Source organism: Bradyrhizobium sp. Ec3.3 (assembly GCF_000472925.1).
In the GTDB taxonomy this organism is placed as follows: Bacteria; Pseudomonadota; Alphaproteobacteria; order Rhizobiales; family Xanthobacteraceae; genus Bradyrhizobium.
Genome location: NZ_AXAS01000113.1, coordinates 1 through 12,633, shown reverse-complemented (window position 1 = coordinate 12,633; position 12,633 = coordinate 1). Strand labels below are relative to the sequence as shown.

12 protein-coding genes are annotated in these 12,633 nt (G+C 58.5%); 6 read left to right on the top strand and 6 right to left on the bottom strand.

The window, feature by feature from the left end; all coding sequences use genetic code 11:
- Nucleotides 1-645, bottom strand: a 645-nt coding sequence (locus tag YUU_RS0144590) for a Crp/Fnr family transcriptional regulator (RefSeq protein WP_027527959.1), incomplete at its 3' end; no start/stop codon positions are given.
- Between the two features lie 90 nt (nucleotides 646-735).
- On the opposite strand from YUU_RS0144590, the gene YUU_RS0144585 reads away from it, so the two are divergent.
- The 3 genes from YUU_RS0144585 (at nucleotide 736) to YUU_RS0144570 (ending at nucleotide 4,198) form a co-directional block, all read left to right on the top strand.
- Entirely contained in the window at nucleotides 736-1,569 is an 834-nt protein-coding gene (locus YUU_RS0144585) for a TauD/TfdA family dioxygenase (RefSeq protein ID WP_051390263.1), read from the top strand.
- 82 nt (nucleotides 1,570-1,651) lie between these two features.
- Nucleotides 1,652-2,764, top strand: a complete 1,113-nt coding sequence (locus YUU_RS0144575; RefSeq protein ID WP_198031968.1) for a fatty acid desaturase — start codon at nucleotides 1,652-1,654, stop codon at nucleotides 2,762-2,764.
- Nucleotides 2,765-2,926: 162 nt separating this feature from the next.
- The gene (locus YUU_RS0144570) at nucleotides 2,927-4,198 is read left to right on the top strand and encodes an MFS transporter (RefSeq protein ID WP_027527955.1); all 1,272 of its coding nucleotides are present in this window, start codon (nucleotides 2,927-2,929) and stop codon (nucleotides 4,196-4,198) included.
- 988 nt (nucleotides 4,199-5,186) lie between these two features.
- Here YUU_RS0144570 and YUU_RS54300 read toward each other — a convergent pair.
- Complete coding sequence (locus tag YUU_RS54300) at nucleotides 5,187-5,618, bottom strand: hypothetical protein (protein WP_027527954.1); 432 nt, start codon at nucleotides 5,616-5,618, stop codon at nucleotides 5,187-5,189.
- Between the two features lie 1,506 nt (nucleotides 5,619-7,124).
- On the opposite strand from YUU_RS54300, the gene YUU_RS60760 reads away from it, so the two are divergent.
- Complete coding sequence (locus tag YUU_RS60760) at nucleotides 7,125-7,271, top strand: hypothetical protein (protein WP_198031967.1); 147 nt, start codon at nucleotides 7,125-7,127, stop codon at nucleotides 7,269-7,271.
- Between the two features lie 1,454 nt (nucleotides 7,272-8,725).
- Here the strand turns inward: YUU_RS60760 and YUU_RS60755 are convergent.
- The 3 genes from YUU_RS60755 to YUU_RS59790 form a co-directional block, all read right to left on the bottom strand.
- Nucleotides 8,726-8,899, bottom strand: a complete 174-nt coding sequence (locus YUU_RS60755; protein WP_198031966.1) for a hypothetical protein — start codon at nucleotides 8,897-8,899, stop codon at nucleotides 8,726-8,728.
- Nucleotides 8,900-8,939: 40 nt separating this feature from the next.
- Entirely contained in the window at nucleotides 8,940-9,134 is a 195-nt protein-coding gene (locus YUU_RS59795) for a hypothetical protein (RefSeq protein WP_156944911.1), read from the bottom strand.
- Between the two features lie 984 nt (nucleotides 9,135-10,118).
- Nucleotides 10,119-10,538 carry a hypothetical protein gene (locus tag YUU_RS59790; protein WP_156944910.1) on the bottom strand — a complete coding sequence of 140 codons (420 nt, stop codon included), beginning with the start codon at nucleotides 10,536-10,538 and terminating at the stop codon, nucleotides 10,119-10,121.
- A 607-nt stretch (nucleotides 10,539-11,145) separates the two neighbouring features.
- Between YUU_RS59790 and YUU_RS54295 the strand changes: the two genes are divergently transcribed.
- Nucleotides 11,146-11,940 carry a reverse transcriptase domain-containing protein gene (locus YUU_RS54295; protein WP_051390261.1) on the top strand — a complete coding sequence of 265 codons (795 nt, stop codon included), beginning with the start codon at nucleotides 11,146-11,148 and terminating at the stop codon, nucleotides 11,938-11,940.
- A 97-nt stretch (nucleotides 11,941-12,037) separates the two neighbouring features.
- Nucleotides 12,038-12,286: a hypothetical protein gene (locus tag YUU_RS59785; protein WP_156944909.1), complete on the top strand. Its 249-nt coding sequence runs from the start codon at nucleotides 12,038-12,040 to the stop codon at nucleotides 12,284-12,286.
- Nucleotides 12,287-12,450: 164 nt separating this feature from the next.
- Here the strand turns inward: YUU_RS59785 and YUU_RS0144530 are convergent.
- A partial coding sequence (locus YUU_RS0144530) for an ATP-binding protein (RefSeq protein WP_027527950.1) occupies nucleotides 12,451-12,633 on the bottom strand: 183 nt, incomplete at its 5' end.

Below are 12,633 nucleotides of genomic sequence, written 5' to 3'. Positions count from 1 at the left end.
GGCTGATCCGTAAGTGCGCCTGATCAAACCCTCGCGTTCGAATTCGGCCAAGTAGCCGTTCACGGTCTTCCGAGTTAGGCCCACCATTTCGGCGAGCGCCTCCTGGCTGAGCGATAGCACGTATTTTCCGGCTTGCTCCTCTGCCTGCGCGAGGCGCGTGATCCGGGCGGCGAGCCGCTGGCGCGGGGGCAACGCAATCACCTCTGCAGCGAGCTGGAGCAGATCGCGCACCTGCAAATAAAGCAGCGCCGCGACAGCTTGCCAAATTTGCGGCCGTTTCATCGCGATCTGAGTCAGGGCACGGTCGGACGCGAGCAGGATCAGACTGTCATTCATGCATTGGACCGTAACCAATCGCGGGCCTCCGCCAAACCGCGTCGTCTGACCAATCGCGCCGCCAGGAGCTGTAGGGCCGATCAGAACCTCCCGATCACCTGGCGCCTTGCACAAGACGTAAACCAATCCGCGAATGACAACCAATATGCCGGTCTCTTCGTCACCTTCCGCGTGCGTCCATTGGCCGGCTTCAAAGCTCACCAACCGGCCATGGGCTAACAGCGGCTCCACAAGGTCCACGCCGTGACCATGCAGCCACGTCTGCTTTTTCAGAATTTCGCGGGTCTGGACAAGGTCGGCCTTTTCCATGCCGAACTGTAACAGAAGTGACAGTCTTTTACATCCGCTCCGATATCCTGCGCTGATAAGGAAAATGCCGGCACAGGGAGGAAGACCCTCATGAGTTCTGCAATTATAGACATTCGTCCGTTGGACCGTTGCGGCGCCTTGATTGAAGAAATCGATGTGACGCGCGCCAGCGACGATGTGATCGAGACCATTCGCAACACCGTCTTTCAGCGCGGCGTCGTCTTCATCCATGGACGGGTGCTCGAACCCGAGGAACTGATCGGCTTCGCGCGCCGATTGGGTCCGATCGTGATCAATCGCTATTTTCCCAAAACCGAACGCTACCCCGAGATTGCCAAGGTTGAAAAGTCCGAGTCCCAGAAAACCAATATCGGTGGAGGATGGCACACCGACCACAGTTACGACGTAGCACCGGCGATGGGCTCCGTTCTGATGGCAGTCGAGACGCCCCCCGTGGGCGGTGACACCTTGTTCGCCAATCTGTACGCCGCCTACGACGCACTCTCAGCCGGGCTCAAGGCCACCTTGCGCACACTGAAGGCTCATCACGCATCGGCTCACGCATTTGGCGAAGGGGGATACTACGCCAATAGCGATCGCGTGGAGTTGGGTGGCTTCAAGAATACCCCCCAGGCGATCCATCCGCTCATCATCACCCATCCCGGCAGCCACAAGTCGGTGCTCTACGTCAATCCTGGCTTCACGACTGGCATCGTCGGTTGGACTCGCGAGGAGAGCGCGGCGCTGCTCAACCATCTCTATCAGCATGTCACGCAGGATCGCTTCGTCCGTCGCTTTCAGTGGCGCCCGGGCTCGATGGCAATTTGGGACAATCGCTGCACGTGGCATCAGGCGCTCAACGACTACCAGGGCCATCATCGCCTGATGCATCGGATCACCCTTGAAGGCGGTCCGCTTTCCTGAATGTAGGTCGGTTTCGTTAGCGAGAAATGCCCGCGAAACCGCGGCCGGAAAAAAAGCTCACTAATATCGCCCTGAAACCAGAATGGAAGGGGCAAGCGCGCATGATCCGAACCGTGCTGCAACGGTTGAATCCGTGGGGACCGCTGTTCTTCGGCCTGGGCTTTATCGCTCCGCTGACTGCAACACTCCTGACGGGCGCCGGTCTCGGAACATCGTTCGGCTTCTCTCCGATCTGGCCCGGGCTCGCGCTTGGCGCCGCCTGGGGTCTCTACGCAAAAATTCGAGGAAGCTGGCTATGACAATGACCATGGATGCAGGCATTCTCGCGGCCGCCGATGGCAACAACGATCGCAATGACCTTATCGGTCAGGAGAGGGCGATCGCCCGCAAATATATCGGCAAGTTTCCGCTCGCGATGGCGATCTGGGGCTTCGGCAATCTCGTATGCTGGCTCGCCCTCTGGCCGCTTGTTTTCACCGGCATGCTGCCGCTATGGGCGACGTTCCCGATCGCAACCGTGAACGTCATTCTTTGTTACCTGCCTTCGCACGAGGCCCAGCATTCGAACTTCGCCAGACCCGGAGAGAGCCTGCGGTGGCTCAATGAATTGATTGGTTATGTCTCAACCATTCCGCTGGTGCTGCCGTTCAAGATCGCGCGGATCACCCACATCGAGCATCACCGTCATACGAACGATCCCGACCTCGACCCTGATCATGGCGCGAAGGCCGACACGTGGTGGCAGGCGATTCTGGCCGGCATCAAGCGACGGCAACCGGGTCGGCCAAACAGCTACGCTGTCGCGATCAAGCGACTCGGCGGCAACCCGGTCGTCGATCGCGCCGCCTTAGAAGGCGCGCTGCAAACGCTGTCTTACTGGGGTATCCTCGCTGTGCTCGCTTGGGCAGGTTACGCGCTGGAAGCGGCCTTGATCTGGTGGCTGCCGCGTCATATCGGCACAAGCTACATCTCGCTGTTCCTGAGTTGGGCGCCGCATCATCCGGCGAAGGAAAAAGGCCGCTATCGAAATACTCGGTTCTTCACCAGTCCGCTCGGCAATATCCTGGTGCTCGGGATGGAGCATCACGGCATCCATCACCTTTATCCTGCCATCCCGTTGACCAGCAATGCCGCGGCGTTTCGCGAAATGCAGCCGATCCTTGAAGCGCGCGGCTGCCGTTTCGAGCACCTGTGAGATTTTCGCTGTTCGCCCCGGGCGCAGCACAAGCGAGTACCGTAACTGGCGGACCAGACGCGTCCGTTGGACTCACGAGGAGCACTGAGAGGTTCTGCGCCATGAAGATGCGCCGCCGCGTGAAGCAATAAGCAAAAAGCGACTACAAAAGGGAGGAGTCCGGTGCAAGCTCAAAAGACACTCGGAAAAGCCTGGGCCATCGTCGCCCTGCTTTTCGGTTTCATGATGATCAACTTCGCTGACAAGGTCATCGTAGGTTTGGCTGGCGTGCCAATCATGACCGACTTGGGACTGACGCCGAAGCAGTTCGGCCTGGTTGGGTCGAGCTTCTTCTTGTTGTTCTCGGTTTCTGCAGTTGTCACGGGTTTTCTTGTCAATCGAATCCGTTCGAAATGGGCGCTCCTGGCAATGGGTCTCGTTTGGGCGCTGGTCCAGTTTCCCATGCTGGGTACGATCGGAATCGAAACCTTGATCGCCTGCCGAATCGTGTTGGGAGCAGGAGAAGGACCCGCCTATCCGGTTGCCCTCCATGCGACTTACAAGTGGTTTCCAGATGACAAGCGTACGCTTCCCGGCGCTATCATTTCTCAGGGAGCATCGGTCGGCGTAATTATTGTGGTCCCACTCCTCAGCTGGATCATCACCAACTACAGCTGGCATACTGCCTTCGGCGCGCTCGGCGTCGTCGGGCTGCTCTGGGTGTTGATCTGGGCGATTTGGGGCGAGGAGGGTAAAGGTGAGGTCGCGGCGGACTCCACTGCCGCGGATCATATTCCTTACCGCACCCTGCTGATGAGCCCAACGAACCTGGCTTCGTGGTGCAGCTACTTCGGCGCCTATTTCGGCCTCGCACTTATTCTTTCCTGGTTCACACCGTGGCTCGTCACGGCGCTGGGCTTCTCCCAGACAGCAGCGGGTCAGTTGACGGCGCTGCCGTTCCTGGTCGGCTTTCTCGTGGTTATCAGTGGAAGCTGGATCTCCGAGTGGATGATGCGATGCGGGTCTACCAGCCGGGTGGCGCGCGGCGTTTTGGTTGGCTCAGCCCTCATTCTCGGCGGACTTGCCCTGCTGGCGGCGCCTTACGTCGCCGGTATTGGGCTGAAGATCATTCTGGTCTTAACCGGCGTTGCGCTGCCTTCGATTGTCTATCCGATCTCGCCCGCAATTCTTGCCGAGATAACACCGCCAGGGCAGCGCGGCGCTGTACTGGGCATCAACAGTGCCGTCGGCACGTCGGCAGGAGTCGTGGCCCCTTACCTCATGGGAAGCGTCATCGAAGGAGCAGCGTCAGCTTTGGAGGGCTACAGCCTCGGCTTTTCGGTCTGCGGCGTCGTTACGTTGGTCGGCGGAATTATTGGACTGCTTTTTCTGCGTCCGGAACCGCAGCGCGCCCGCTTCGATATGCGCAAGCCAGCGGCAGTTCAGGCGACCTAAATCCATGATTGTGGGGCGCTGGATGAAAGGACGCACGGCGCTGTTCCGCCGTTTCATGCGGCAAGACCGCCGACAGTACGACGGGAAGAAGAAGCCCTAGTGAGATAGAGCGTCGAGCGATATATCTCGCCAGCCGCTTAGGTGCGGCATGATGACGACGAAGCGAAGCGTTTCTGGTGCGGTGGCTCAAAGGGACGAGGAATCAACATCCAATAAGCCATTGATTTCTTGATCGGCCCGGCAGGACTGCCACCCACAAAACAAATCAAAAGGTTAGTTGCCCCAACCCGCCATTTCCGCGCACTGACACATCAACCGAATTTTCTTTCTCCCCAACCCTGAGGGCGAGGAGGGGCTCCGTCGCGGCCCGCGAGTCCCGTCAGTGCGTTTTTCCTCTCTACCGCACGCAGCCCCGGTCCCGCGAAAGCGCATCAAGGACGCTGCGAATCCTGTGGGCGATTGCCGACCATGACGCACGGGACCACGTTGCCGGCCCCATGCAGCAAACCATGGTCTACCGCCGAGCATGCTCACGGGTTACGCCTCGGTGAGTACGTCGACGTGTCGTTGCCCTACGTGGGCGAATTGGTGGATGGGGTTGAAGTACATGGAAGGTCGTACCGCGCCTGGAAGGCAACGAATTCCGACTGGCCAAGGCGCCAACGTTACGCTTGATGATGCAAATATCCACGTCGCCTTGCATGAGTTCTGTCTAAGAGTGCCACCCATCGGCCTCCAGACGTTGTTGCTCTGGGCATTCATGCCGGTGAGAATTGTGGGGGACACTCCATCGCTGGAATGTCCCCCGCAAGCGGCCAGGACGACCATCTGTGCTCTGTCGACGCGCTTTTAGCTTCTATGACCTTCTCGGCCCAGTACAACTCCATGGCTCGCTCCGTCCCTTGAGCTACCCCAACGAGAACCTTGAAGCGCAGGGCGGGAGTTGCAAATGGCTGAATGAGAACAGAGTGTTCGCCTAGAGGAACACTCACACCGCCTCTGCGGATGTTGGAATCGGAAGGGGCCGCTTTGAAAGCGGCCCCTTGGCGGCCGGTACAATTTTCATCGGGATGAAATACTCAACCCCGGCAGTGGTCACCTTAGCCGCGCGCGTCGCCGCCGTAGAAGGTCGACCGGTCGTAGCGATTGAGGGGAAGGCCGCGCCGCAGCCGCTCGGGCAAATCCGGGTTGGAGACGAAGTGACGACCGAATCGACGAGGTCGGCGTCGCCGGTCGCGAGGATAGCCTCCGCCGAATCCGGTGCGAAGCCGCCTGCCGCGGTCAAGGTCCGGGAGAACTTCGGCCGCAAATGCTGGGCGGCGATCGGCGCCTGACCATGCGCGATCTCCTCGGTGCCCCTGATGCGCGGCTCGACGACGTGGAGGTAGGCAATGCCCAAGCGATCGAGCTGGGCCGCCACTTAGCCGAAGGTTGCGGGCGGATTACTATCCGACATTGATCCATACGTGCCGCTAACCGTTTAATCAGAAGAAAGTCTGAGCCTTGAGACAAGAAGGGACGCAAGAGCCAAGATCGCGCCCACGCCTGCAACGCAGGCGGGCCATCCGAAATGGTCGAACAATTGGCCAAGCACGGCGCTCCCGACTAGACCGCCGCGCTTCCGACATTGGGGGGCTTGAGGTTCGGGAAAGAGCGCCTTCATTCTGTGCTGCGCTTTTCGATCCCGTCAATGTTTCGAGCCGATGCAATCAAGAACAAAAAGTCAGACGATTGCGCTGTCATCATTTGGCCCCAGTCAAACACCGGACTATCACTCCTCGTTTCAATCTGCGAGACTTAACTCCGACCGCACTAACAACGGGCATGTGAGAAACAAAGCCCAAAGGGAGGTTCGCAGTGGAGAAGGTGCGACGCTTACGCGCAAGGGGTTCGCTGTGCCGTCAACAGGCCGCGTATAACAGCATGAACAAATGGAAGCTCCTCGCCGAAGCAGAACACTGGGAGTACCTAGCTGAGCTTGCACTGTCGTCCTACTTCGAAGAATGCAATGCGGTTAGCTCAAACGAGGCAGCACAGCCTGTCTTGGGGTTTACAGCTCGCGCTCCATTGGATGCTGTTGGTACTTGACCTTAATCCAGAACTTCTGCCGCCCGCCGCGGTAAGGCCGATCGAGGCGCTTGGCTCCAATCCCATCCGGCAGGCTAGATCGGGACCGATCTCGCCTCGCTCAAACGGCGCAACAGTGATGCCATCCGGACGACGCGCTAGGAGTCGTGCCGATAGGACTTTCCGGCAGAAGCCACGACAGTCCTGTTTGTCTACTCACCGCCGTGCCAGCTAGGATCGGCGCGTTTGTTTTCCGAATTTTTTTGAGTAGGTCTGTGATGTCCAGTGCAATCGAATTGATCGTCGATGGCTATGCTCGGTTAGGAGATCGCCAGTCCCTAGAGGACCTAAGAATGCATAGGCGGCGACTTGCGGTCGATCTGGAATCCGTGAAGGGCTTTGACTGTAGTCGCTCGATTGAACAGATTGAAATCGACATCGCTGCGATTGACACAGGCCTTGTCAGCCTATCCAACGCGGTTGGATAGGAAGCCTCCACAGCGCTCGCCTACCTCTTCCGATTGTTCTTGGCAGCCCCACGATAGCTGCACTTAAGTGATTGATCCTATATGACACGCTCCAATGAAGCTGCGCCGTGCCCGGCTTGTGAGAAATGCTCCCGTGAAATGTCGCTCGTAGGTGAGTTGCCAGCGGTATCGAATTCGCCCGCCGTCCGCATTTATAAGTGCTCACCTTGCGGCAGGATCGCTTCGGTCAGGACGCATCCCGAATAAGGGGTGACCCGCGACCGAAATCTAAGCCTATCCTAGTTCGTCGCGGGGAGCCCGAGCGCTTAAGAATTACATGCGTTAAGTTTTTGTTCGGACTATAATACCTCTCCGCGTGGGAGGTTGGCTCTATGGAACAGTACATCCACAACGAGAACATCCGACGGTATCGGAAGCTCCTCGAAGAGGAGACCGACGAGCACAAGCGCGAGACGATCCGCCAACTGTTGACTGAGGAAGAAGCGAAGGAAAGCCGTCCCAAGAAGCCACATGTGTAAGGAGGTAAGCAGCGGCTCATCCTCGATAGAGCGCAACGATGGAAAGAACGTGCAGGCACCGCGGACAGACCTATGAGCTAAGCAGCAGTAAAGCAGACATCGAGCGGCGCGCGAAACCCGCAGCGTCGGTCGAAAATGACCCGTCGCCAAAGTCGACAAGCCCTCCAAGGATTCTTTCGAGTATGCTAGCCAATAGCGGTCTATGTCCAAATGGCTCAAACCGCTTCTTTTTGGGATTTGGGGTCTTTTGCTGATCCCCTTGATCGGCACGACTTTTGAAACATGGTTGGCGGAAAATGTCTTTTCCGAGCCCAACGCTGTGGCCACGACAATTTCCAACAACCTCGTCGCGGTGGGCCAGCTACGTTGGTTCAAATTTGCGTTGGTCTTGATGACCGGAATCGTAATCGGCGTTTCATTAGACTCGTCAACCCGGAAGTCAGGCGAAAGAAGGGCTTTTGAGCTCCGGAGCCTCGGTTATTAATTTCGTAGTCTTTCAGATAGCATCAAGATTAGGACCGCATCGTCGGGATGGCCGGACATTGCGCGCGATCTCAAACCAGCAATCATGTCTGCATTTATCTCTGCCAGGAAATACGATTTGTGGGTACCCGGTGAGCGCGTGTTCGAACTGCCTGACGCCTCATTCCTTTGTGAATACTTCACATATGTCGGAAGGCTCTTAGAGGATGGACATCTAGACGAGGCCAGCCGCGAGGCGCTCTCCTGGAAACCATTTCTCGATAGAGCAAAGCCATCGTGAGTTTCCCGTGCGAGTATCGGGCGCACACCTTCGCCATCGTTTAGTCGTGCACTCATAAAGCAACGAGACCCTTCGGGGCTCACGTCTGCTTAGCAAGCAACCGCGGCACGAGCGCAGACATTCGGGACCGCCGCTTTTGAGTCCCGGAGCCGAACAGGCCAATGATGGTCGTCACGTCGGCTGTCAGCGGTACGCCGGGCATCGGTCCACAGTCGCTTCCACCGCCGCCTTTGACCGTAGCGGACCATCCGCTTTGCTATCTGCCAGCCTCGGCGACTTGCTCGTCTGGGGAATTGGTGTAGTCTTCCGGCGTCACCCGTCCGGGCCTTGCGGTCGGTCAACTTCGAGCGACCTCTTGCGATCCAACTTAGGAGATCGCCGGGCCAAGCCAAGGCACTGCCCAATGACGCACAGCGGCCAAAAGGGCTTCGGTATGACCAAGCACGGCCGATCAGGGCATGCGACCCGGTCGCCGCGTTTCCGCTTCCTACAGAAGCTTGAAGCACAAAAGAACGATCGCAAGGACCGCTCTCAGATTAAGGACCCGAAACAGTCCGTCGAAGAGTTGTTCCATCCCCGGCAGCCAACACGAACCTGACGAACTGGCTGTGTCGGGTCTACGTCGGTTGCTGGGCCAGCAGATGACATAGCAGGACGACGAGAACGAAAGAGGCGGCCAACTGAGGCGGCCTTACTCACTCTTAAACTCCGCGATCTTTCGATCTTGAATCCATAGCTCTACGTCGTATCCGTCAGCCAACGCTCTGGCGCGCTTCTTGGCTTCGGTTTCGTCCTCGCAAATCAGTTGGGTGCTAAGCTCGATATGCCCGTCGAAGCCCATGATGTATGCGCGATACTCCTGCATCTGCTGACCCCTTGCACAAAAGCTACCAACTGAGGCGGCCTCATTCTTCAGGGGGTTGCAGGCCCGGCGACGTCAGCCACCCGTCGATAGCAGAAGCGGACTCGAGCTGGCGCAGTTTGCTTTCCAGAAGATCACGCTGCGGTCCTGGCTGTGTGTTTTCCAGTTCCGCTATGATGCTGGCTCTCTCCGCGTTCAGATTCTCGTCAAATATTTGGGGTTGTGGGCGTCGTCTCATGGCACTCTCCTTTCCCTACGTGAATTGGGCGGGAGCGCAACCGGCGTTCTCATCACCGACCGAAGCAACGGTGCCTGCAGTGATGGAACCAATATGCACCCGGGATAGGAGCAACGCCAGAACAAAACTGAAGTGGGAGCTCTCAGGCCGCCGCTCGCGGCCTTACTACGCGAGGTAGATGCTCGTCATCGCCACAGCACCGAGGAGGGCCGAAGATCGCAATGCCAAGGCAGATACGTGCTTGGATTGAATATGAATCGAAATCAGGCTGGTCGATCATGGCACGCTCCCTCTCGTCTCAGACGGGAGCGCGTTGGTCTCTCAGTCACCGTCGCCTACAACTGGCCGCGCCGGTGATACAGCTTGTCCGACGGGGCCACCGTCCGGCTGAATTTAGGGCAGCCTTACTGTACGATCATGAGAAGCGGATGTCTCGCATGTCTCGTTCGATGTGCAGCATAGGCCGTTCTGGATCAAAAGCGGCGGTCGAGGCGAGTGCCGCTCGGCATCTGGTGGGGGCGGTCCAATCGCGTACCGCCCAATTTTCATGTGTGCTACCTAGTCGGATAACAAATGGTAGCAGGAAAAGCAGATCATGACTGACGATCAGGTCAATCTCGTCGTTCAGCACACTTGGCGCTCCGATTGAAGGGCAGTGAGGCACATCCACCACACGCCAAGGACATTGGATTCGATCCTGCCTCTATAAGAACTGTATTGCTGACCGGCTTGCGTTCGGCGGGCGTCACGATCCACCACGAGCCAGCCGGGGAAAGCGAAGAGCCGCCGTGGTCCTAAGCGCGGCACAGAAGGCCCGCGCCAATGTCTCAGTCGGGTCAAAATGCGAAGAACTCAACGCGAGCAAATCTAGCCCGCTACGCCCCACGGAGCGGACCTCATTGAGACTGCTGCCACTTCGCTGATGGGCCAATAAACGACATCATTCGCGTATCTCGTCGGTAGTCGCCAGTGACGTGGCATCGGTCAAAATTGAAATGGGCTGACCGAAATGGAAATCTTGCCGTCCGCAGCTTGTTCTACTTTAAAGTCTACCTCTTTTTGCGCTGTCACATCCTCAACGGTCACATGCAACAACCCAGAACAAGTAACTGCTCGCTTGGCTCGGCTTCTTGAATTTGTGCGTATTGTATCATCCAGCCTATACGCGGCGCCTCGTCTCGCCTTTTCCAAAATGGCAAGTTTTTCAGACTCTGTGTTCGCATTACTTAGCATCGCCGCAACCGCCCTCGAATTCTCGACTGCGTAGTTGACAAGCGCGTTGTTGCTGTCGTCTGAAATGATCTTAACCACAGTACTGCGCGTATCTAAAAAATCACACTCGGGCGTCGTCCCGCCGCAACCGCTCAGCAAAAGTAAAACAGGGAGACACCCGCGCCGTCGCATGTGACCCCTCCGAGAGCGGGCCTTGCGCAATCCCGAAGCTATAGCAGCTTTCGAGCGGCCAATGGCGCGAACCAGTGCCGGAAGCTTTATCAGGCTCCAATGCCCGAGACGGGTGTGCACCGTGACAAGGCGGCGCTTTCCAGTGGGTGCAAGTCCCACTCGGCAAACGCTCCAGCCGGAAGCAATCGGAGCAGTCATGGAGGTAACGAAGTGGCTGAAGCCCTCGATGAGCGTGTCACGAATTGGTGACAGCGCGAGTGTGCAGGCCGTAACGCGAGTGAACGCCGAGCAAGCCTCGAAAAGGACGATGCGCAGGCCGACCCGACGACCCTTTCGGGAAAGGCTAATACGGCTGGGGGAATGAGCGAAGTAGTACGCTCAGCCGCTGCGCCGGGGTAGTGGCGACAGCATGTACACAAGGAAAGCGTACGCAACACGGGAGGCCCCACGACGTGGTCNGGGATGACCAACCGGACGCCCGCGAGGGACAGGCCGGGCGCCGTGGGGATGCGGAGGGGTTCGTAGTACTGGTGAAGCCGGGTAACGCCGGNGGAGGGAAGGGACCTCAGTTCAAGACGAACGCAAGACGTAGTGAGGGACCTGGGGATTGGGCAACCTATCAACTCCGAAGAGTGTTCAGAAACTGCAGACGGCGTTGCACGCGAAAGCGAAGGCTGAAGCCGGCTACCGCTATTATGCCCTGTACGACAAGATCAACCGGGAAGACATCTTGGCCCATGCCTATCCTCAATGCCGCTCCAACAAGGGCGCACCGGGTGTGGACGGCCAGGACTTCGCGGACATCGAAGTGTACGGGGTGCAGCGGTGGCTTGGCGAAACTTGCGCTTGCGCTCAGGCAGGAGACGTATCGACCCGACCCACTCAAAAGAGTGTACATACCGAAGGCAGGCCATTGGGCATCTCAACCTTGCGCGATCGAGTCTACATGACGGCAGCAATGCTGGTGCTAGAACCGATCTTTGAGGCCGATCTTCCACCAGAGCAGTATGCCTACCGCCCCAGGCGCAATGCCCAACAGGCGGTGGTCGAGGTGGAAGAGCAGCTGTTTCGCGGCCACCCGGAAGTCGTAGACGCCGACCTCGCGGACTACTTCGGAAGCATTCCGCATGCCGACCCTCTCAAGTCGGTGGAGCGCCGGATTGTTGATCGGCGCGTGCTGCATCTGCTGCTGGCTAACCTCTACATGCGCCGGTTTGTACTGGGATCGAAGATGCTCGGGCTGGAGCGAAGCCTCGGCTCTCGCATCGTGGCCTATGCTGACGACCTCGTAATCCTGTGCAGGCGGGCAAGGCTGAAGAATCCGGCCCCTCCAGTTGGCAGCCCCAGCGGCAAACGCGCTTCCCGTGCCTCCGTGGGCTGCATTGCTCTCGCAGCTTCGTGATCACGCCGATGCATTCGAGCAAGGCTCATCGTAGTAAGATGCATTCGAGCAAGGCTCATCGTAGTAAAATGACGTGGCCTCGAAGAGGAGCCCGGCCATGAAGAAGATCGTGATTGCGACGACCTGTGCTGCCGTTACTCTTACCGCCTATCCGGCAACCGCATGCGATTGGAACCGTCAGGCAAGCGCCAAGGATCCCGTCGTCGTCGCCACCGCTCCATCCACAACTGTTGGACGGGCCTCACAAGGCGCTGCGGCCCAGCCCTCGGGTGTTGCTTCCGATGAGGGCAATCGCAAGCCCGTCCAAGAATCGGCGCCGGTTGTTTTGGTCACTGACCGCCACTAGGCGCGCCTGCGATCCTCTCGACGACCGCGCGTGAAGTTACCTCGGCGGCACTTCTGACGGGCCGAGGTTTCGATAGCCGCGGGGTGGTCCAGTGCAGCTGATGTGTCAAACGCCATCCGGAACTGCCCCCTTTGCGTCATGAAGAACTGCCCCCACCCTCGGTTTCATGATGTCGTTTGATGGTTGTTTCCGCCGGTGACGGGACGGAGGGAGGCGGAGCCGACCGGAGGGCCGTCACCGGCGGCCGGCGCCTTGATGAGGCCGCTCTTCCGTTTGGCGCGGAGCCGGTAGCTGTCGCCGCGGATCGTCAGCACGTGGCTATGGTGCAGGAGCCGGTCGAGGATCGC

Bases quoted from the DNA above. Each gene is read 5' to 3' on its own strand.
- YUU_RS60755 (WP_198031966.1), bottom strand. From the start codon at position 8,899: ATGCAGGAGTATCGCGCATACATCATGGGCTTCGACGGGCATATCGAG.
- YUU_RS60760 (WP_198031967.1), top strand. From the start codon at position 7,125: ATGGAACAGTACATCCACAACGAGAACATCCGACGGTATCGGAAGCTC.
- YUU_RS59795 (WP_156944911.1), bottom strand. From the start codon at position 9,134: ATGAGACGACGCCCACAACCCCAAATATTTGACGAGAATCTGAACGCG.
- YUU_RS0144575 (WP_198031968.1), top strand. From the start codon at position 1,652: ATGGAAGGGGCAAGCGCGCATGATCCGAACCGTGCTGCAACGGTTGAA.
- YUU_RS0144585 (WP_051390263.1), top strand. From the start codon at position 736: ATGAGTTCTGCAATTATAGACATTCGTCCGTTGGACCGTTGCGGCGCC.
- YUU_RS59785 (WP_156944909.1), top strand. From the start codon at position 12,038: ATGAAGAAGATCGTGATTGCGACGACCTGTGCTGCCGTTACTCTTACC.
- YUU_RS59790 (WP_156944910.1), bottom strand. From the start codon at position 10,538: ATGCGACGGCGCGGGTGTCTCCCTGTTTTACTTTTGCTGAGCGGTTGC.